Raw genomic sequence first — 19,517 nt, 5'->3', positions numbered from 1 at the left:
CCGTAATCCAGAGTGCCGCGGACCGATTGCCGCGGCACCCTTTATCGCTCACGTCCCGTCATGAACCTGAACGCCCTGTTTTCCCGTTTCTCGATCCGTACGCGGATTTTCTCCACGCTTGGGCTCGTCGCCGTGCTGCTCGTCGTGTCGGGCCTGATCGGCCTGACCGGCATGCAGCACTCCAACCGCGCGCTCGACGAAGCCTATACGCGCCAGTTGGCCGCGAAGACCGCGCTGTCCGCCGCGAGCCTGAACCTGACGATCGTGCGCACCACGCTCGACCGCGCGATGCTGCATCCGGAAGCGCCGGACGTGCCCGAGCTCGTCAACAAGGCCGAGGGCTATCTCGCGAAGGCCGACGCCGCGTGGCGCACCTACGCGACGATGCCGCACGACGGCGATGAAGGCCCGCTCGCGACCCGGCTCGACGCCGCGCGCCAGACGCTGATCGGACAGGCGTTGAAGCCGCTGATCGACGCGATCCGCGCGGGACGCCGCGACGATGCCGACCGCCTGCTGATGACGGTCGCGCCGCCGCTGTCGGTCGCGCTCACGCAGGCGACCGACGCGCTCGACGCGTACCAGGCCGCGCGCGGCAAGGACGTCTACGACACCGCGCAGACCTATTACGGCTGGATGCGCGCGGGCGCGATCGCCGGCATCGCGTTCGGTCTCGCCGCGTGTCTCGGCTGCGCGGTCGGCCTGCATTTCGCGATCACGCAACCGGTGAACCGGCTGCTGTCGCATTTCCGCCGCCTGTCGGACGGCGACCTGACGTCGGAAGTGCGCTGGTCGTCGCACGACGAGATGGCCGAACTGGTCAAGGGCGTGACGGGCATGCAGCGCAGCCTCGCCGATACGGTGCGCCAGGTCAGCCAGGGTTCCGAAGCGATCTCGACCGCGACGCACCAGATCGCGGCCGGCAACACCGACCTGTCGCAGCGTACCGAGGAGCAGGCGTCCGCGCTGCAGGAGACGGCCGCGAGCATGGAACAGCTGACGGCGACCGTGAAGCAGAACGCCGATCACGCGGTCGAGGCGCAGGCGTGCGCGGACAACGCGAGCGAGATCGCGACGCGCGGCGCGACGGTCGTCGGCGAAGTGATCGGCACGATGAACGAGATCGACCAGAGTTCGCAGAAGGTAGCCGACATCATCGGCACGATCGAGGGCATCGCATTCCAGACCAACATCCTCGCGCTGAATGCGGCGGTCGAAGCCGCGCGCGCGGGTGAGCAGGGCCGCGGCTTCGCGGTGGTCGCGGGCGAGGTGCGCACGCTCGCGCAGCGCTCGGCGTCGGCCGCGAAGGAGATCCGCACGCTGATCGGCGAGTCGGTCGAGCGCGTCGCGACGGGGTCGCGGCTGGTCGGCGTGGCCGGCGCGACGATGCAGGACATCCAGCAGGCGATCGGCCGCGTGACGGGCATCATGACCGAGATCGCGGCCGCGTCGAACGAGCAGCGCGACGGGATCGAGCAGGTGAACCGCGCGGTGTCGCAGATGGATCAGGTGTCGCAGCAGAACGCGGCGCTGGTCGAGCAGGCGGCGGCGGCTGCGGCGTCGCTCGAGGAGCAGGCCGATGGGCTGCGGCGGGCGGTGGGGGCGTTTCGGGTCGCGTGACGCACGGTGCGGCGGGCGCAGTGGGCGGAGTGGTCATCCGGCGCGCGCCCGCCACCCGCGGACCGCCGCGTCATCCGCCTGCAAGCTGCGCCGCCGAGCGCGCCGACGCGACGAGCAGCAGCTTCATCGTCGCGCGCGTCGCGCCGACGAACAGCTTGCGGGCCGCACGCGCATCGAGCGTGTCGAAGTCGATCTCGGTGAGGATCACGCACGGCGCGGACTGCCCCTTGAAGCGGTAGATCGAATCGAGCAGCACGTCGCCTTCGCGATATTCAGGGTTGCCGAACAGGTCGTACTTGCCGGTGAAGCGCTTGACCCGGTGCGGGCCGAGCTGGTCGAGCCGCGCGAGCACCGAGCTTTCGCGGCCGCGATACGACAGCACCGCGATGTCCTGCTTGCGGAAGCCGAGCGACAGCGCGTGCGTGATCGCGCGCTTGGTCGCGTCGATGCACGCTTCGGCGAGTGCGTCGCCCGACGCGCCGTCTTCCCCGTATGACGACACCGACGGATCGGAACCGTCGAACGGGCTGCCCGAGCGCAGTTCGGCCGCGAGCGGCTCGACGCGGCCGACGACGTCGCGCACGAATTCGAGCAGGTCGCGCGGGCTGCGGTAGTTCGTCAGCGCCTTCAGCGTGACCCAGCCGGGCAGCGCAACGGGCTCGCGCAGATAGAGGTTCTGCAGCGGATCTTCCAGCCACCACCATGCGCCGTCCGGCGCCAGCAGGCGCTCCAGTGCCGCCGCCCACGGCGCGTGGAAGTCCTGTCCTTCGTCGACGATCAGTACATCGAAACGCCAGCGTTCCGGAATCGGCGCTTCCGCGAAGCGCGCCTCGAGCCGCTCGAACGCGCCGGGCGTGTCGAAGTCGGGCGTATAGCCGCCGTCGCGGGCGACCCAGTCGCACAGCTGATGGTAGTTCGCGATCTTCGCGCCGGGCGGCGCGATGCGCGCGATGTAGTCGGCGAGCGGCCGGTTGAAACACACGTAGAGCACGCACTTGCCGGCCGCGACCGCGTCGCGCATCGCCTGCACCGCGAGCTGCGTCTTGCCCGAACCCGCGGTGCCCGTCACGCGCAAGCGGAACGGCGTGAACTCGAGCTGGCGCGCCCACGCGGCAAGCCCGCCCGACAGCCGCGTGACGAGCGTGCCGGCCTGCCCGACGAGCGCGCTCGTGTCGGGCGTGAGCGCCAGTTCGTCCGCGAGGAAGTGATGCAGCTTCGCTGCGTTCGGCAACGGCTCGTCGTGCTCGGGCAGGATCTGCAGGATCACCTGCGCGAGCTGCGCCTTGCGCGACGCGTCGACGATGCGGTCGGCCGCGACGCCGGCGATCGCCGTCTCGCGGATCGCGTAGTCGGGGCAGTACAGCAGCGCGTCGACGCCATAGACGCCCGCGCCGAGCGCGGCGGTCAGCCGCCGGTGCAGCGTCTCCTGCGTGCGCGCGAGCTGGATCGGAACGTTGCGCTCCTTCTGCAGGTAGACCTTCACGAGCCCCTTCGGCGTTTCGCGCAGGAAGCCGGCCTTCTGCTCGATCAGCAGCACGCGGCCGGCCGGGCTCACGACGACGAACGCCGCTTCGCCGAACACCGAGAAACCCTGGTCGGCACGCGTCCAGTGCACGCCGTGATAGACGGTGTAGCTGTCCGGCAGCGCGTGTTCGAGGGCGGCAAGCGTCTCGCGCTCGCGTTCGGCCGCGCCGGTGGCGGCGAGGCTTTTCCAGTCGTCGGGAATGAGGCGGGCCATGAAGTCGGGCGGCGGATGCCGGTCGTGAACGGGGTCCGGCTATTGTACTGAGGAACCTGTTCACGACCGCCGCGCCGCATGGGCGCCGGCCATGCGAAAGAGGTAGGCGGCGTGCGGGAATTACCCGCGTGCGAGCCGCTTCGCGAGGTCGGCGCTGAGGATCGCCATGCGCGCGGGTTTTTCGTAGCAGACGACGTCGAATGCGCGGATCACTTCGCTGATGTCCGCTTCGCTCGCGCGGCCGGTGAGCAGGTCGCCCGTCAGCACGAAGATCGGCGCGCCCGGATTGTCGGACGTGCGCACCGCCTTGATCGCGGTGGCGGCCGTGCTGTCGTCGAACAGCCATTCGGTGACGACCGCGTCGAACGCCTGGCCCTGCAGCGCGTCGACGAACGGCGCGAGGCCGTCGAACGCGGCCGTCGAGAATCCCTGCCGCTCGAGATAGCGGCACAACTCGGTCGCGCTGACGCGATCGGGATCGATCACCGCGACGACGAGCTTGTCGCTCTCCGCGCGGCGCGGATAGATCTCGATCTTGTGCACGTCGTACGCGTTCTGATACAGCACGCCGGTATGGCGCAGCACGCGCCAGCGGCCGTTCTGTTCGTACGCGACGAACTCGGGGCGCGCGCCGGCTTCGAGCGGCGCGCCGATCCAGGCGGTGCACGGAATTTCGGCGACGCCGGCGTACAGGACGGCCTCCTGCGAATAGGCGCCGACCATGCCGGGGTCGAGCGTCTGCGCGCCGAACAGTTGAGCGGCGGGCTCGCCGTAGGCTTCGGCGACTTTCTTGATCTGCGCGAGCGTCCAGGGGCTGCTGCCGCGCAATTTGCGGTGACCCTGCGAAAAGCTCAGGTCGAGGATGCGGCACAGCTCGGTGGTTTGCTGGCGCTTGCCGATGCCGTTGCGGGTCATCAGCTCGCGCACGCGCTCGGCAACCGCGAGGGAATCCGTGGTGATTGCTTCAGTGGTCATGCTACGGGAACGGATCGTGACGTTCAGAACGACGCCTTGCGGCAGTCTCGGCGGACAGTCTTTACGACGTCCAGGGGCGAGCCGACCGGCCACGCGCGGAAAAGATAACTTTACCGCAAAACGAGTGTCATTCCATGTCGCAATCGGTGCCTTTCTGTGAAAGGTGTGTCACGACGTTACGCTTGATCCGCAGGCGTGCGTCAGGCACCGCTGGCCCGTTCGCAACCTTCGGACGCGGATCGCGAGGCACCGGGACACGATTCCCCGCCGAGTGGCACGTAATCGCACCGCGCTATCGACGAAATGCACCAGAGCAGGGCGTGTCGGCGACTCGAACCGCGGCATCGTGCCGCTGCGTCGGCGACAAATTTTTACATGGCGTCGCGGGTCGGGCCAGATGGCCCCGCATCTTGTATGCGGATGGTTCGACGGTTTACTCTAAAAAACCGATGAAGATGCCCTTGTCGGGAGTGCGCATGAATGCGGCGGGGGCCCATGCTACGATTCGCCCGACTCAAAATAGTGTTGAAGCGATGCAGAAGAAATTTGTGATGCGCGGGTACGAGATGAACTGCGAACCGCGCGTGACGGAGGACGGCAAGTACGCCGCCCAGGTCGAGGTCACGAAGCTGGGTTTCAGCCGCGAGGCCGCATTCCGTAAGCTGGGCGAATTCGATACCGAAGCCGACGCCGTCGCCTACGCGAAAGAATTCTCCGAAGCGTGGTTGAGCCGCTACGCGTAGCGCGTCGTTTGCCCGTGCAAGACGGGCGCCGGTTCGACCGGCCGGTGCATGCACCGTGAGCCATTGGGGCGCCGAACGGGCGCCCCCATTCAAAGCGAAAATCACGAGGGACGCCCGGATGCATGGCGGGGGCGCGCGCACCTTCCCGCCGTTGCCGCATGGCGACGCGCCTGGATCGTCGCGCCCGGCGGAATGGTTCGCGGAAAGCGATGGACGGCCGGCCTGCTATTGATTCCTGATGGTTTCGAATATCCGGGGAAGTGGGTAGATTCATCGCTCGGGTTGTGAGGTATCGTTCGATGCTCGATTGAAGGCAACGCAATGGGAGGCAGCGAATGGCCACTTTGTGCATGCAGATCGTCGTTCTCGGTAAAACGGTCCAGCTCGTGTTGTCGTCGGAGCACCGTACCGCCAGGATTTACATCGTCGACGACGGCGCGGGCAGCCATCCGCCTCGAACGATGAGCATCGAACAGTACGTCGACGCCGGCATGACGGACGACGAGATCGCACGGCATGTGCTCGAAGTCGTCACGATGTCGATCGAACAGCTTGCGCGGCTTCAGCCGTACAACCGCACGGCGCGCGCGCAAACGCGTTTGTTGCGCTATCCACACTGATCACCCCGATACCGGTTGCACCGGGATCGTCCCGGCGCGAACCGCGCCTTTCGATCTTCGATTACGTCCATGTGTTGCGATGACCTCGCGGTCATCGCGCCTTCGGCATTGATCAATGAAGCATGGCCTGCCCGACGCATTGCACCGGGAAGTATCGTCATGATCAGGAAAACGAACGACATCGAAGAACCCTCGAAAAATGACCGCCGAATTCGAATTGCCTTACGCCGGCCTATACGTGAACGGCTCGCCGTCTTCCCGCTCGACGGACAGCAGCCGCTTGAGTTGATCGAGCGCGAACAACTGCTTGCCTTCCGCCGCCGCTTCGGCGATCGCGGCATCGACGAGTTTTCGCGCGCGCGCGAGGATCACGGATCGCTGGCGCGCGATCTCGAGCACCATGCGTTGCTCGATGTTCTGCCGGCTCGATTGCTTGTCGCTCAGGTGACGCCAGCGATCGCGCAGCTCGGCCCAGGTGATGCGCCGGAATTCCGGAATCGTGCAGGGCAGCGTGCCGGTTTCCGCGGGTTCGGGCTGCGCGCGCAATGCACATCGCAGCGCTTCCCGGGCGCGCCATTCATCGGAAAACGGTGCATACACGTCGCGCGTGCGGCCGATCGGATTCGCGCGCTCGATTTCCTTTTCGAGCAGGTAGGTCAGCCGTCTCAGTGCGGAGCCGTGCGCGAGCATGGCCGGATCGAGCACGCGGATCCGGCGCGATGCATCCGCGACGTGCGCTTTCAGTTCCCACAGCGTCAGACGAAGGTGCTGCACCTCGAGGATCAGGCGCTGGACGTCGGCGTAGGTGCACCTCGTCCACCATTCGGTGAGGTCGTTCAGCTTCGGGGGATCGAATGGGGGGAGGATCATGTTGCCGCAGAAATACTGTATGGATGTACAGTTTATCGCGCGGTAACATAGCGCCGTCAAGGCGAAAAAACAGGGACGGCCGACGGGCATCCGCGACCGGCGGCGGGGCCGCGGCCGCGCACCGGATCGTTCATCGACTTTCCCGCACGTTCGCCATCCCGATCCTCAATCCGGGCGCCTGTCCGGCGCATGCCATCGCGAACGCCGATGCGTGTGCCGGACGTATCGACGCCAACAGAGAACAATGACGACCACCTATCCGCTGCACGACGCATTGACGCACGCCGACACGGCGTTTCCGGCCGAAGCCGACATCGTGATCGCCGGCGCCGGCATCATGGGCTGCGCGGCCGCGTACTACCTCGGCCTGCGCGGCCTGAAGGCCGTCGTGTTCGACAAGTCGCGCATTGCCGGCCAGCAATCGACCCGCGCATGGGGCTTCGTGCGGCAGCAGGGCCGCGAGTCCGCCGAAGTGCCGCTGATGATGGCCGGCATGCGGATCTGGGAAGGGCTCGAGCAGGCGCTCGGCTTCGACCTCGAATGGCGGCAGGGCGGTTGCCTCTATATGGCCGACAACGACGACGACTGGGCGTCGTTCCAGGCGTGGCTCGCCGTTGCGCGCGAACACGGCCTCGACACGCGCACGCTGACGCGTGCGGAAATCGACGAACGCGTGACCGGGCTGTCGACGCAGGCGCGCACGCTCGGCGGGCTGTATACGGCGACCGACGGGCAGGCCGAACCGCGCCGCGTGGCCGCCGCGTTCGCGGCGCGCGCGACGGAAGCCGGCGCGCGTTTCTTCGAAGGCTGCGGCGTGACGGCGATCGAGACGGCCGGCGGAGCGGTCGTCGGCGTCGTGACCGAGCGCGGCACGATCCGCACGCGGCGCGTGATCTGCGCGGCCGGCGCGACCAGCTTCCGGCTGCTCGACGGCGTCGGAATCCGGCTGCCGCAGCAGGCCGTGCGCGGCACCTGCATGCGCACCAACGTGTTGCCCGACGTGTCCGCGTCGACGATCTGGGGGCACGGCCTCGGCATCCGGCAACGCAGGAACGGCGCGATCAATCTCGCCGACGACATGCAGGTCGACGTCGACCTGACGCTCGGCCATCTGCGCGGCCTGAGCCTGTTCTGGCCGGAATTCTGGTCGCAGCGCGAGAAGTTCCGGCTGCATCTGAATGGCGCCGCGTGGCGCGATGCCTGCGCGCGCATCGGCGGCGGAGGCGGGCCGATCGAGCCGCGCGATCCGCAGCCGCAGCCGAATCGCGCGCATGCGCCGCGCGCGCTCGCGAAGCTGAAGGCGATCTTCCCCGCGCTGAAGGACGCGCAGATCGTCGAGGCCTGGGCCGGCCTGATCGACGTGCTGCCCGACGGGATTCCGGTGATCGATGCGCCCGGCACACCGTCCGGGCTCGCGATCGCGACCGGCTTCTGCGGGCACGGCTTCGCGATGGGGCCGATCGTCGGGCGGCTGCTGGCCGAATGGGTCGATACGGGCGCGCCGTCGCTCGACCTGGCGGCGTTTCGCGCCCGGCGTTTCGTCGACGGGACGATGGTGCGGCCGCGCAGCATGCTGTAGCGGACGGGCCCGCGTGTTCCCGTCGTAGAATCGAGCCCGCATCCTTCAGGAGATTCCCCCGTTGGCAACGCCCTCCGACAAGCGCCGCTCGTTGCGCTCACGCCTGCGTCGTGCCCGCGATCCGTGGCAGGCGCCGCGTGCGCGCACGCTGTTCACGCGTCCCGCGACGTCGCCGCGGCGCACGCTGCTGTTCCGTCTCGGCGCGGTCGTGGTGCTGTGCATGCTCGCATTTCTCGTGCTGTATCTCGATCGCGACGGCCTGCGCGATTCGACCAAGAGCACGCCGATGAACGTCGCCGATCTCGTGTACTTCACGATGGTCACGGTCGCGACGGTCGGCTACGGCGACATCGTGCCGGTCACCGCGCGCGCGCGTCTGATCGATGCGTTCTTCATCGTGCCGATCCGCATCGGCATCTGGTTCATCTTCCTGGGCACGGCGTATCAGTTCGTGATCCAGCGCGTCATCGAGGAATTCCGCATGAAACGCCTGCAGAAGCAACTGTCCGATCACATCGTCGTGTGCGGCTACGGCCTGTCGGGGTCGATCGCCGTGCGCGAGCTGCTCGAAAGCGGTGTCGATCCGTCGACGGTCATCGTGATCGATGCGCAGCAGCAGGCGCTCGAGGCCGCGACGTCGCTCGGCGTGACGGGGCTGCTCGGCGATCCCGCGCACGAGGATCTGCTGCAGCAGGCGCAAGTGCGCTCGGCGAAGGCCGTGATCATCTCGGTGACCGACGACCCGACCGCGATCCTGCTGACGCTGTCGGTGCGCAGCATTGCGCCCGAGACGAAGATCGTCGTGCGGATCCAGGAGAACCTGTATCAGCGGCAGCTGCGGCAGGCGGGCGCGGACGTGATCGTGTCGTCGACGAAGATCGGCGCGCTGCTGCTCGCGGATGCGGTGCATAGCCGCTACATCGTGCCGTTCGTGAACGACATGCTGTCGACGCGCGGGCGCGCGACGCTGCTGGAGCGCGAGGCATTGCCGCACGAGATCGGTTGCATGACGAACGTCGTGCCGGGCGCGATCGTCGTCGGGCTCGATCGCTGCGGGAAGATCCAGTCGTTCTACGAGGATCCGCCGTGCCGGATCGAGGCGGGCGATACGCTGGTCGTGATTCAGTCGGCGCGGATTCCGGATCCGGACGTGTGAGGACCGGTTGTGCACTATCCCGGCATCGCGCGCCCTGCCGCGCGGTGACCGGGGCAACCCCGCTTGATATGTCCCCGCACGTTATTTAGTATGAGGTAATCGCGTCGTGCGCCGCGCACGAGCGTGATCATCGAGGAGACACATGCAATTCAGGTCGGCGGCGCCCCATACCATCGTCGTGATCGGTATCGTGATTGCCTGCGCGCTCATGGGTCTGTGCGTGCTGCAGTTGTTCCAGAGCCGCAACGACGCGCTCGAGCGGGCGCGCGAAACCTCCCGCAATCTCGGCCTGATCGCCGAGCGCGACATCGAACGCAATTTCGAACTCTACGACCTGTCGCTGCAGGCGGTCATCGCGGGGCTTCAACGTCACGACGTGATGACCGCGCCCGCGAGCTTGCGGCGCGCCGTGCTGTTCGATAACGCAATGACGGCACAGTTTCTCGGCTCGATGCTGGTGCTCGACGCCGGCGGGAACATCGTCCTCGATTCGGGCAGCGACGAGCCGCGCCACGGCAATTTCGCCGATCGCAAGTATTTCGCCATCCACCGCGACAATCCGGATGCAGGGCTCTACGTCAGCGATCCGTTCATATCGCGCCTGCGAGGAGGCTCGCCCAGCATCGGGCTCTCGCGGCGGATCTCGAACCCGGACGGCTCGTTTGCCGGCATCGTGCTCATCGCGGTCAACCTCGAGTATTTCCATCAACTGTTTGCCGGCCTCTCGCTGGGGCAGCATGGTTCGATCTCGCTGATCGGCAACGACGGCATCATGGTGATGCGCCAGCCGTACGACGTGCATACCATCGGGCGCAACATCAGCAAAGCCGCGACCTTCCGGCGCTTCCAGACCGCGCCGGAGGGTTCGTTCTCTGAAACGTCGTCGATCGACGGGGTGCGCCGTCTCTATTACTTCAAACATCTCCCCAAGCTGCCGCTGATCATCATGGTCGCGGAAGCGGAGCAGGATATCTATGCGGCCTGGCGGCACCGCGCCGTGACGATCGGCGCGCTGGTGGCGACGTTCGGCGCCGCGTTCATCGGGGTGTCCTTCATGCTCGGCACGCAACTCCGGCGCCGGATGCGCGCCGAGTCGGAACTCGTGCTGCTCGCCCGCACCGACGGTCTCACCGGCCTGAACAATCGCCGCAGCTTTGCGGAAGTGCTGGACCGCGAATGGCGTCGCGCGCGGCGCGCGCGATCGGTGTTCTCGTTGCTGTTCGTCGATGTCGATCGCTTCAAGGCCTACAACGATACCTACGGCCACCAGGCGGGCGACGATGCGCTGGCTGCGGTTGCGCGCTGCATCGGCGACAACATTCGCCGGCCGGCCGACACCGCGGCCCGCTATGGCGGAGAGGAATTCGTCGTGTTGCTCCCCGATACCCCCGAGACGGGGGCCGCCCGGATTGCCGAGCGGATTCGCGCGGCGATCGACGAGCTGCTGCTCGAGCACGCCGGCAGCGAACACGGGCATGTCACGGCTAGTATCGGCCTGGCGAGCTGGACGCCCGAGCACGATGCCGAGGCCGAGGCCGTGATCAAGGCTGCCGACGAAGCGTTGTACTACGCGAAGGCGACCGGCCGGAACAAGGTCGTCGCCTTTCAGTCGCCGGCATGACGCAGGCGCGTGGCCGCGCTCGAATTGCCTCGAACCCGCCGCGGTCGCGATTGCACCTGCGCGTGCCTGCCAGGCGTACGCGGCCGCGAAACTTTATGACGTACACCGAATAATTTATCGGTTTATATCGGTTGGGAATGCCGGATCGCGGGAACAGAATCGTCGCTTCCGGAACCCGAATGCCTGTGTGTCGACGCTCCAGCATCCACTTTTCATGTGATGGCGAGCGTGCATGCACGTGTCGGGTTCCTGTCTCCATGTGGACATCGCCGGCTATGCGGCGAACAAGGGAATGCGATGAGTTCGATCGATCTGAACGCTGTCACGCCGGTTTCCGCGCCCATCCGCTCCGCGAGCGATGTGGCGCGCCTGATCAATACGACGGACAGTTCCGTCAGCCACGCGCGGATGATCGTGCTGCTCGCGCTCGGCGGCGTGTTTCTCGATGCGTATGACCTGACGACACTGTCGTACGGTATCGACGACGTCGCGCGCGAATTCGGCCTGACGCCCGCGCTGACCGGGCTGGTCGGCTCGGCGATCATGATCGGCACGATCTTCGGCAGCCTGATCGGCGGATGGCTGACCGACAAGATCGGCCGTTATCAGGTGTTCATGGCCGACATGCTGTTCTTCGTCGTCGCGGCGATCGCGGCCGGGCTCGCGCCGAACGTCTGGGTGCTGATCGCCGCGCGCTTCGTGATGGGGCTCGGGGTCGGCATCGACCTGCCCGTCGCGATGGCGTTTCTCGCGGAATTCTCGAAGTTCAACGGCCGCGGCAACAAGGCGTCGCGGCTCGCTGCATGGTGCCCGATGTGGTACGTCGCGTCGTCGGTGTGCTTCCTGCTGATCTTCGGCATGTATTTCCTGCTGCCGGCCGAGCATGCGGGCTGGCTGTGGCGCGCGTCGCTGATCTTCGGCGCGGTGCCGGCGCTCGTCATCATCCTGGTCCGGAATCGCTTCATGAACGAATCGCCGTTGTGGGCCGCGAACCAGGGCGACCTGGCCAATGCCGCGCACATCCTGCGCGAGTCGTACGGCATTCACGCGCATGAAGCGGACGACGCGCCGCGCGAGCCGAGCCCGCCGCCCGTGCGGATTCGCGTGCTGTTCCAGCGTCCGTATCTCGGCCGAACGATCGTCGCCAGCGTGATGAACCTGTGCATTCCGTTCGAATACACGGCGATCGCGTTCTTCCTGCCGTCGATCCTGTCGCAGTTTCTCGGCGCGGGCGTGTTCGAGACGATCGCGGCGTCGCTCGCGCTGAACGTGCTGTTCGCGTTGACGGGCGGCTTGCTCGGCATGCGCCTCGCATATCGATATCCGTCGCGTCACGTCGCGATCGCGGGCTTCGCGCTGCAGTTCGTCGCACTCGTCGCGCTCGCGCTGGCGGGGCATCCGCACGGCGCATTCGCAATCGGCCTCGTGCTGCTGATGCTCGGCACCTGGCTGTTCGCCGAAGGCTTCGGGCCGGGTGCGCAGATGATGATCTATCCCACGCTGTCGTATCCGGCGGCGATCCGCGGCACCGGCGTCGGCTTAGGGCGCTCGCTGTGCGGGATCGGCCAGGCGCTCGCGCTGTTCGTGCTGCCGATCCTGCAGGCCCGTCTCGGCACGGACATGTTCTGGGTCGTCGCGGTCAGCGCGGTCACGCCGATCGTGTTTCTGCTGATCGTGCGTCATGAACCGACGGCGCGCGATGTCGACGCCGAGGCGGCCGTGTGAATGCGGTCGTCCGCCGGCAGAGAGATGGCCGGCCCGTCATGTCATGTCCCGTGCGAGTTCGGCGATCTGCTGGCGCAGCCATGCATGTGCGGGATCGTCGTGCGTGCGCTCGTGCCAGATCATCGACAACGTGAAAGGCGGAACGTCGATCGGCAATTCGACGAGCGTCACGCGTGTCGACTGTGCGGCGTATTGCGCGAGGCGGCGCGGCAGCATGGCAATCATGTCGCTGCGCGCGACGACCGCAGGGGCCACCAGGAAGTGCGGCAGCCGCATGGCGATCCGCCGTCGCAATCCTTGCCTCGCAAGAGCGGCATCGACCGCCGCGCCGCCTCGGCCGACGATCGTCACCAGCACGTGGGACAGTTCGGCGAAACGCTCGAGCGTCAGTCCGGTCGACAGGACCGGGTGCGCGTGCCGCACGATACCGACGAGTGCTTCGTCGTAAAGCCTGCGGCGATAGAAGCCCGCGGGTAACGCAGCGTCGCCGAACACCCCGAGCGCGATGCCCGCGGTGCCGTTCGCCACGAGTTCGACGTTGTCGCCGCGTGAAGGGGGGATGTCGAGATCGAGGCCCGGCGCGCATCGCTCCAGACAGGCCGTCACGCTCGGGATCATCGTCAGCGCCATGTGGTCGAGGCTGGCGATCGAGATGCGGCCGTGCGCGGTGGCGGGGTCGAACGCCGCCGGCGCGATGATGGCGGCCGCTTCGGCGAGCAGGCGTGCGACCGGCTGGGCCAGCGCGGCGGCGCGCGGGGTGAATTCGAGGCCCTTGGGCGTGCGCACGACGATGCGGTCGGCCAGCAGTCGCCGCAGCCGACCCAACGCGCGGCTGGCCGCCGGCTGGGTCAGGCCGAGTCGCACGCCGGCCTGCGTGACGCTGCGTTCCTTGAGCAATGCGTCGAGCAGTTTGAGCAGGTTGAGATCGACCGCGTGTAAATCCACTTCGTGCATGCTGGACATGATCGGTATGCATTTGAGTTATGTAGAACGAGCGTACATCATCGAGTCCGGCGCTCCAACCGGTGGAGCGGATTTCGGGAGATTGCATGTACGTCGTCACGGGTGTGACCGGGCGCACCGGGGCTGTCGCGGCCCAGGCGCTCATCGATGAAGGGGAGCCGGTTCGCGTGGTCGTGCGCGACCGCGCGAAGGCCGCACGGTGGATCGCACAGGGGGCGGAGGTCGCAGTCGCGGACCTGACGGATCCCGCCGCATTGACGCGCGCCTTTGCCGGTGCGCGCGGCGCCTATCTGGTGAAGCCGCCCAACTATGCGCTGGAGAATCTGTTCGAACATGCGGAGATGACCGCGCGCGCCGTGGCCGAAGCGGTTCGTGCGGCGGGGCTGCCCAAGCTGGTCCTGCTGTCGTCGGTCGGCGCGGACCGGCCGGACGGCACCGGCGTGATCAGGACCAATGCGACGGCCGAACGACGCTTGACCGAACTCGGGATTCCGGTCACGTTCGTCCGCGCCGCCTATTTCATGGAGAACTGGGCGCGCGTGGTCGATCCGGTCCGCACGCACGGCATCCTGCCGAGCCTGCTCGCGCCGCTCGAGCGCGCCATCCCGATGGTCGCGACCGAGGATATCGGTCGTGTCGCAGCGGATCTCCTGCGGGAAGACTGGAGCGGTATCAGGACGATCGGTCTGGCGGGACCGGTTGCGTATTCGCCTGACGACATCGCGGCCGTCTTTGCTCGCTTGCTGAATCGATCGGTGCGGCCGATGGCGCTGGACCCGTCCGCATGGGCGGAGGCGCTCGCGAAGAACGCGTTTTCCGCAGCCGCGATCGATGGCTTCATCGAACTGAATCGCGGGTTGAACAGCGGCCATATTTCATTCGCGAGCGACGATACGGCCGTGGTTCGAAAAGGGCGGGTGCCGTTCGAGCGCGTTGCAGCGGAGATCCTGAGCCTGTGACAGCGCGATGACCGGGTTGGCCGGGCAACGTCGCGGCATGTTGCGAAGCGGGTCGATCGGGCGCTGTCAGCGCGTTCCCGGCCGGTTCGTGGCCGGCAAAACAAGTTCGCCGCAACGACGCCCGCCGCGCTACAGTGGGCGTCATCCGCCTTCCGTCGAAGGCCGACCCGAGGTCGAATCATGCAACTTCAAACCGGCAACCTGTTCAGTGTCGAAGGAACGCGCGGCGGCGACGAACGGGTCGACATACTCGTCGCAGGGCCGCGCCTGAACGTCGAGCGCATCGTGTCGATGGGGCACACGAGTCCCGACGGGTTCTGGTACGACGATCCGCGCACCGAATGGGTCGTGCTGCTGTCAGGTGCCGCAGTGCTCGAGTTCGAAGCGGACGCGACGCTGCACGACATGCGCCCCGGCGACTACGTGCTGATCGAACCGCATTGCCGGCATCGTGTCGCGTGGACGCATCCTGAAGAACGGTCGGTCTGGCTCGCGATCTATCACGAACGTTGAAACGCGCGGAGGCTCATTTGCTTGACCTGCGCCGGCTGAAGCGCTGCTCGACGACGTTGGTTCCCCATTGCGCGCCCTCCGATTCGCTGGTCAGCGTAAAGCCGAACGATTCATACAAGTGACGTGCCGAATCCAGCCCCTTGAACGTCCACAGGTAGGTCTCGTCGAACTGCTGCGCGTCGACGAAATGCATGGCGCGTGTCATCAGTTCCCGTCCGATCCCGAAGCCACGCAATGCATCGTCGACGATGAACCATCGCAAATGTGCGATTCCCGTGGCTTTATTCCCGTCTATCGCGACCGAGGCGAGTGCGCGGCCGTGTTCGGCATAGAGCCACAGAGCCTTGCCTTCGGCCGGCAGGGTGCCGGCAAATTCCGCGAGTTCGGTCGCCACCTTTTTCTCGAAGAAAGCGCCGAACCCCCAGTGTTCCGAATAGAACCGCGCGTGAAGGCTTGCTATGTCGCCGATACAGCCGGGCTGGTAGCCGTCGACGATCTGCGTGGTGTCCGCTTTAGGCGTGCGCGTGTCGGTGGCATTGTCTTGCGCGAGCGCATCGCTATAAAGCGCGAGGGAGCGGACGAGGGTTTGCTGGTCCGCCGGAACCATCCGGCGCAACGCATTCGACACCTGACGCGTCGCAAACTGGTCGATCTTCTTGCGCAGTTTTTGCCCGTCGGCAGTCAGGTACAGCTGCGTCGCACGCGCATCGTCGGGCGAGACGCGGCGCGTCACGAAGCCGGCCGTTTCGAGCCGGGAAAGCTGCCTGCTCGTGTTTGATTTATCCAGACGCAGAATGCTGCCCAGATCCTTTGCGCTGATGCCAGGCGCCATGCCTATCTCGAGAACGGCGTGAACGGCAGACGGCGCCAGATCGCTGTCGGCCAATGTCGCCCGCATGAAACCCAGTTCGCGAACCAGTTTGCGCGAGAAGTCCCGAAGTTCGAGGATCGTCGCTTCGCGCGTCTTCGACGGAATATCGATGAGGTCCATGCCGAGCCCGGGAAAGTTGCGTGTCGCAAGTAATATTAGTTGCGATGCGCAACTTGTCAAGGACGAGCGAAGCCGGGTGGCCGGGCGGCGTGCCCGGCATCGCGGCCCGGCGCAGCAGAAACGGCGCGGCGCCGGGCTTTATCCCCGTCCGACGAACGGCATCGCGGTCGCCATGATCGTCATGTTCAGGATGTTCGTATCCAGCGGAAGATTCGCCATCTGAACGACCGCATTCGCGACATGCGTGACGTCCATCCGCGCCTCGGGCGCCATGCGTCCGTCGGCCTGCAGCACGCCTTCCGTCATGCGATCCGTCAGCGACGTCGCCGCGTTGCCGATGTCGATCTGGCTGCAGGCGATGCCGTACGCGCGGCCGTCGAGCGCGAGCGACTTGGTGATGCCGGCTACCGCATGCTTGGTGGCCGTGTACGCGATCGTGTTCGGGCGCGGCGTATAGGCGGAGATCGAGCCGTTGTTGATGATCCGGCCGCCCTGCGGCGTTTGCGCCTTCATCAGGCGCCACGCGGCCCGCGCACACAGAAAGACGCCCGTCAGGTTCGTCGCGACGACGTCGTTCCACACGCCGAACGCGTGTTCGTCGAGCGGCACGGCCGGCGCGTTGCGCCCGGCATTGTTGAAGAGGACGTCCAGCCGCCCGAACCGCTGCGCGATCTGCGCGAACGCGTGTTCCACCGACGCTTCGTCGGTGACGTCGGCCGGAAACGCGTGTGCGTCGCCACCGTCGGCGACGATCGCCTCTTTCGTTTCACGCAGCGAGGCTTCCTTGCGTCCGATCAGCGCGACGGCAAATCCGGCGTTCGCGAGCGCGATTGCCGCGGCACGACCGATGCCGGATCCGGCGCCCGTGACGGCGGCGAACTTCTTCGAGACAGACATGGCTTGATTTCCTGCGGGTTGGGTGAGGAAAGCGGCGGCGGGCGCGCGATGGACTCGCCGCGCCGGTCGAAGCGACATCCTACCGCGCACACCGGATTTCGCGACGCGAGCGGCTATGCCTTGCGCGCCGGCGCGGCCTTCCGTTCGCGCGTTCCGGCTTGCGCGAACAGGCTGACCACGACATCGCGGAGCCACCGGTTGCCTTCATCCTGATTCACACGCGCATGCCACAGCATGTGAATCGGCGCGCCCGGCAGCGTGACCGGCAACGCGCGCCAGCCGAGCGAAAACGGCGCGGCGAGCTGCAGCGCCAGGTGTTCCGGCACGGTCGCGATCAGGTCGGTGCGCTGCAGGATATAGCCGACGCTCATGAAATGCGGCACCGTCAGCCGCACGCGGCGCTTCACGCGGCGCCGCTTCAGCCATTCGTCCACCTGGCCGTGACCGGTGCCGGCCGACACCACGACGAGATGCTCGGCCGCCCGCCATGCGTCGACGGTCAGCGGCGCGTCCTCGAGAGGATGCCCGCGCCGGAACAGGCACACGTAGCGCTGATCGAACAGCCGGCGCTGATAGAACCCGCCCTGCAACTGCGGCAGCAGGCCGATCGCGAGATCGACGCGGCCGTCGGCCATCTCGTCGGCGAGGTTGACGCTCGTGTTGCGCACCGTATTGAGCGCGATGCCCGGTGCCGTGCGCGACAGGTGTTCGAGCAGCGCGGGCAGGAACACGACTTCGCCGATATCGGTCATCCCGATCGTCATCGTGCGCGACGCGCGCAGCGGATCGAAACCGGTCTCGGGGTTGAGCGCGGCATGCAGCGTCGACAGCGCGTGCGCAACCGGTTCGGCCAGGCGCAGCGCGAACGGCGTCGGCACCACGCCGCCCGGGCCGCGCACGAACAGCGGATCGCCGAGCCGGCGGCGCAGCTTCGCGAGCGCGTTGCTGACGCCCGGCTGGCTCATGTTCATCTGCTCGGCGACGCTCGACACGCGCCGCTCCTGCATCAGTCGCTGAAACAGCAGCAACAGATTGAGGTCGATCTCGCTCAGTTCCATGGTTCCGGGTTGTGTCGGATCATTCCGATCAGTGATGAAGCAGATTCCCTGCATTTTATTGTGGGATGAAGGGGCGCTGCTGAAAATACCGATACGGCGCTCGCATTCGACTGGCGCGCCAGGCAGGTCGCGCGCGCCGCGGCCTCGACCACTCACTATCTGAATATCGGAGACACGTTCATCATGCAGACGAATCTGAGGATCGCGATCGTCGGGGCCGGCATCGGCGGCCTGACGCTGGCGCTTGCATTGCGCGAGCAGGGCATCGACGCACAACTGTACGAGCAGACCGACGTGCTGCGCGAGGTGGGGGCGGCCGTCGCGCTGTCGGCCAACGCGACGCGCTTCTACGAACGGATGGGATTACGGCCGGCTTTCGACGCGGTGTGCGCGGAGATTCCCGGCCTCGTCTATCGCGACGGGCGCAGCGGCGCGGTGATCGGCCATCATCGCGGCGAACCCGACTATCGCCGGCAGTTCGGCGGCTCGTACTGGGGCGTGCATCGCGCGGACCTGCAGGCGATCCTGTCGAAGGCGGTCGGTGTCGGGCAGATTCATCTCGGCCATCGGCTCGTCGATCTCGCGCAGCATCCGGATCGCGTCACGCTGAGCTTCGCCAACGGCGCACGCGTCGACGCCGATCTCGTGATCGGCGCGGACGGCGCGCGTTCGATCACGCGGCGCTGGATGCTCGGCTACGACGACGTGCTGTATTCGGGGTGCTCGGGCTTTCGCGGCGTGGTGCCGGCCGAGCGGATGGACCTGTTGCCCGATCCCGAGTCCATTCAGTTCTGGGTCGGGCCGCACGGCCATCTGCTGCACTATCCGATCGGCGACAACGGCGACCAGAACTTCCTGCTGGTCGAGCGTCATCCGTCGCCGTGGCCGTCGCGCGATTGGGTCATGCCGGCGCAAGAGGGCGAGCAGTTGCGCCTGTTCAAGGACTGGCATCCGGCGGTGGTGCAGATGATCACCGCGGTGCCGATCAGCCAGCGCTGGGGGCTGTTCCACCGGCCGCCGCTCGGCCGCTGGAGCCGCGGGCGCGTGACGCTGATCGGCGACGCCGCGCATGCGCTGGTGCCGCATCACGGGCAGGGCGCGAACCAGTCGATCGAGGACGCGATGGTGCTGGCCGCGCAACTGGCGAAGGCCGGGCGCGGCAACTGGCGCGAGGCGCAGGAAGCGTACGAGCGGCTGCGGCGCGGCCGCACGCGCAAGGTGCAGTACGCGTCGATCTCCGCGGCCGACGTGCTGCATCTGCCCGACGGGCCGGCCGCGCAGGCGCGCAACGCGCGTCTCGGCGAGCGTGACAGCGTGCTGCATCACCTGGACTGGATTCACGATTTCGACGCGCTCGCCGATGAACCGAACGAGCGGCAGGGCGGGACGTGGCTGTGAGCGGCAGGGTGCGGCGCGATCGGCGGCAGCGCGTCGGGCGACCAGTCGAATCCGCCCGGGCGCGCGGCCGTTCGTCGGGCATGCTGGCCAG

Annotated in this window: 17 protein-coding genes; 10 read left to right on the top strand and 7 right to left on the bottom strand. The window is 66.9% G+C overall.

Annotation, left to right across the window (positions count from 1 at the left end; genetic code table 11):
- Positions 1–60: 60 nt before the first annotated feature.
- Positions 61–1,620 carry a methyl-accepting chemotaxis protein gene (locus U4Y91_RS24910; RefSeq protein ID WP_321807308.1) on the top strand — a complete coding sequence of 520 codons (1,560 nt, stop codon included), beginning with the start codon at positions 61–63 and terminating at the stop codon, positions 1,618–1,620.
- 70 nt (positions 1,621–1,690) lie between these two features.
- Here U4Y91_RS24910 and U4Y91_RS24905 read toward each other — a convergent pair whose 3' ends face one another.
- A complete protein-coding gene (locus U4Y91_RS24905) occupies positions 1,691–3,358 on the bottom strand; it encodes an ATP-dependent helicase (RefSeq protein WP_321807307.1) in 1,668 nt (555 codons plus the stop codon).
- Between the two features lie 120 nt (positions 3,359–3,478).
- Positions 3,479–4,333, bottom strand: a complete 855-nt coding sequence (locus U4Y91_RS24900) for a helix-turn-helix domain-containing protein (RefSeq protein WP_044843213.1) — start codon at positions 4,331–4,333, stop codon at positions 3,479–3,481.
- Positions 4,334–4,866: 533 nt separating this feature from the next.
- Between U4Y91_RS24900 and U4Y91_RS24895 the strand changes: the two genes are divergently transcribed.
- A complete protein-coding gene (locus U4Y91_RS24895; RefSeq protein WP_321807411.1) occupies positions 4,867–5,076 on the top strand; it encodes a hypothetical protein in 210 nt (69 codons plus the stop codon).
- Between the two features lie 335 nt (positions 5,077–5,411).
- Positions 5,412–5,696: a hypothetical protein gene (locus U4Y91_RS24890; RefSeq protein ID WP_321807306.1), complete on the top strand. Its 285-nt coding sequence runs from the start codon at positions 5,412–5,414 to the stop codon at positions 5,694–5,696.
- A gap of 222 nt (positions 5,697–5,918) precedes the next feature.
- Here U4Y91_RS24890 and U4Y91_RS24885 read toward each other — a convergent pair whose 3' ends face one another.
- Positions 5,919–6,566, bottom strand: coding sequence for a hypothetical protein (locus U4Y91_RS24885; protein ID WP_321807410.1), 648 nt, complete (start codon positions 6,564–6,566; stop codon positions 5,919–5,921).
- A 244-nt stretch (positions 6,567–6,810) separates the two neighbouring features.
- Here U4Y91_RS24885 and U4Y91_RS24880 point away from each other — a divergent pair, with 244 nt between their 5' ends.
- From U4Y91_RS24880 to U4Y91_RS24865, 4 genes are all read left to right on the top strand, one after another.
- Positions 6,811–8,145, top strand: a complete 1,335-nt coding sequence (locus U4Y91_RS24880; protein WP_321807305.1) for an FAD-binding oxidoreductase — start codon at positions 6,811–6,813, stop codon at positions 8,143–8,145.
- Between the two features lie 61 nt (positions 8,146–8,206).
- A complete protein-coding gene (locus U4Y91_RS24875) occupies positions 8,207–9,301 on the top strand; it encodes a potassium channel family protein (RefSeq protein ID WP_321807304.1) in 1,095 nt (364 codons plus the stop codon).
- Between the two features lie 142 nt (positions 9,302–9,443).
- Positions 9,444–10,922: a sensor domain-containing diguanylate cyclase gene (locus U4Y91_RS24870; protein ID WP_321807303.1), complete on the top strand. Its 1,479-nt coding sequence runs from the start codon at positions 9,444–9,446 to the stop codon at positions 10,920–10,922.
- 297 nt (positions 10,923–11,219) lie between these two features.
- Positions 11,220–12,647, top strand: coding sequence for an MFS transporter (locus tag U4Y91_RS24865; protein ID WP_321807302.1), 1,428 nt, complete (start codon positions 11,220–11,222; stop codon positions 12,645–12,647).
- A 36-nt stretch (positions 12,648–12,683) separates the two neighbouring features.
- Here the strand turns inward: U4Y91_RS24865 and U4Y91_RS24860 are convergent, their stop codons facing one another.
- Positions 12,684–13,610, bottom strand: coding sequence for a LysR substrate-binding domain-containing protein (locus tag U4Y91_RS24860; protein ID WP_321807301.1), 927 nt, complete (start codon positions 13,608–13,610; stop codon positions 12,684–12,686).
- 86 nt (positions 13,611–13,696) lie between these two features.
- On the opposite strand from U4Y91_RS24860, the gene U4Y91_RS24855 reads away from it, so the two are divergent.
- On the top strand, positions 13,697–14,569 hold the full coding sequence (locus U4Y91_RS24855; RefSeq protein ID WP_321807300.1) for an NmrA family NAD(P)-binding protein: 873 nt from the start codon (positions 13,697–13,699) through the stop codon (positions 14,567–14,569).
- 180 nt (positions 14,570–14,749) lie between these two features.
- Positions 14,750–15,082 carry a cupin domain-containing protein gene (locus U4Y91_RS24850; RefSeq protein WP_321807299.1) on the top strand — a complete coding sequence of 111 codons (333 nt, stop codon included), beginning with the start codon at positions 14,750–14,752 and terminating at the stop codon, positions 15,080–15,082.
- A 13-nt stretch (positions 15,083–15,095) separates the two neighbouring features.
- On the opposite strand, the gene U4Y91_RS24845 is transcribed toward U4Y91_RS24850, so the two are convergent.
- From U4Y91_RS24845 to U4Y91_RS24835, 3 genes are all read right to left on the bottom strand, one after another.
- A complete protein-coding gene (locus tag U4Y91_RS24845) occupies positions 15,096–16,073 on the bottom strand; it encodes a helix-turn-helix domain-containing GNAT family N-acetyltransferase (protein ID WP_321807298.1) in 978 nt (325 codons plus the stop codon).
- Positions 16,074–16,211: 138 nt separating this feature from the next.
- On the bottom strand, positions 16,212–16,970 hold the full coding sequence (locus tag U4Y91_RS24840; RefSeq protein ID WP_321807297.1) for an SDR family oxidoreductase: 759 nt from the start codon (positions 16,968–16,970) through the stop codon (positions 16,212–16,214).
- A gap of 113 nt (positions 16,971–17,083) precedes the next feature.
- Positions 17,084–18,028, bottom strand: coding sequence for a LysR family transcriptional regulator (locus U4Y91_RS24835; RefSeq protein WP_321807296.1), 945 nt, complete (start codon positions 18,026–18,028; stop codon positions 17,084–17,086).
- Positions 18,029–18,211: 183 nt separating this feature from the next.
- Here U4Y91_RS24835 and U4Y91_RS24830 point away from each other — a divergent pair, with 183 nt between their 5' ends.
- The gene (locus tag U4Y91_RS24830) at positions 18,212–19,426 is read left to right on the top strand and encodes an FAD-dependent monooxygenase (RefSeq protein WP_321807295.1); all 1,215 of its coding nucleotides are present in this window, start codon (positions 18,212–18,214) and stop codon (positions 19,424–19,426) included.
- Positions 19,427–19,517 lie beyond the last annotated feature (91 nt).

Origin of the sequence: Burkholderia sp. BCC1993 (assembly GCF_905339865.1) — a bacterium.
In the GTDB taxonomy this organism is placed as follows: domain Bacteria; phylum Pseudomonadota; class Gammaproteobacteria; order Burkholderiales; family Burkholderiaceae; genus Burkholderia.
Note: the sequence above shows the minus strand (reverse complement) of the source record. Positions and strands in the feature narration are given on the sequence as shown.

What these genes read in the sequence shown, in the direction of transcription:
- U4Y91_RS24910 (WP_321807308.1), top strand. Translation starts at nt 61, where the DNA reads ATGAACCTGAACGCCCTGTTTTCCCGTTTCTCGATCCGTACGCGGATT.
- U4Y91_RS24905 (WP_321807307.1), bottom strand. Translation starts at nt 3,358, where the DNA reads ATGGCCCGCCTCATTCCCGACGACTGGAAAAGCCTCGCCGCCACCGGC.
- U4Y91_RS24900 (WP_044843213.1), bottom strand. Translation starts at nt 4,333, where the DNA reads ATGACCACTGAAGCAATCACCACGGATTCCCTCGCGGTTGCCGAGCGC.
- U4Y91_RS24895 (WP_321807411.1), top strand. Translation starts at nt 4,867, where the DNA reads ATGCAGAAGAAATTTGTGATGCGCGGGTACGAGATGAACTGCGAACCG.
- U4Y91_RS24890 (WP_321807306.1), top strand. Translation starts at nt 5,412, where the DNA reads ATGGCCACTTTGTGCATGCAGATCGTCGTTCTCGGTAAAACGGTCCAG.
- U4Y91_RS24885 (WP_321807410.1), bottom strand. Translation starts at nt 6,566, where the DNA reads ATGATCCTCCCCCCATTCGATCCCCCGAAGCTGAACGACCTCACCGAA.
- U4Y91_RS24880 (WP_321807305.1), top strand. Translation starts at nt 6,811, where the DNA reads ATGACGACCACCTATCCGCTGCACGACGCATTGACGCACGCCGACACG.
- U4Y91_RS24870 (WP_321807303.1), top strand. Translation starts at nt 9,444, where the DNA reads ATGCAATTCAGGTCGGCGGCGCCCCATACCATCGTCGTGATCGGTATC.
- U4Y91_RS24865 (WP_321807302.1), top strand. Translation starts at nt 11,220, where the DNA reads ATGAGTTCGATCGATCTGAACGCTGTCACGCCGGTTTCCGCGCCCATC.
- U4Y91_RS24860 (WP_321807301.1), bottom strand. Translation starts at nt 13,610, where the DNA reads ATGTCCAGCATGCACGAAGTGGATTTACACGCGGTCGATCTCAACCTG.
- U4Y91_RS24855 (WP_321807300.1), top strand. Translation starts at nt 13,697, where the DNA reads ATGTACGTCGTCACGGGTGTGACCGGGCGCACCGGGGCTGTCGCGGCC.
- U4Y91_RS24850 (WP_321807299.1), top strand. Translation starts at nt 14,750, where the DNA reads ATGCAACTTCAAACCGGCAACCTGTTCAGTGTCGAAGGAACGCGCGGC.
- U4Y91_RS24845 (WP_321807298.1), bottom strand. Translation starts at nt 16,073, where the DNA reads ATGGACCTCATCGATATTCCGTCGAAGACGCGCGAAGCGACGATCCTC.
- U4Y91_RS24840 (WP_321807297.1), bottom strand. Translation starts at nt 16,970, where the DNA reads ATGTCTGTCTCGAAGAAGTTCGCCGCCGTCACGGGCGCCGGATCCGGC.
- U4Y91_RS24835 (WP_321807296.1), bottom strand. Translation starts at nt 18,028, where the DNA reads ATGGAACTGAGCGAGATCGACCTCAATCTGTTGCTGCTGTTTCAGCGA.
- U4Y91_RS24830 (WP_321807295.1), top strand. Translation starts at nt 18,212, where the DNA reads ATGCAGACGAATCTGAGGATCGCGATCGTCGGGGCCGGCATCGGCGGC.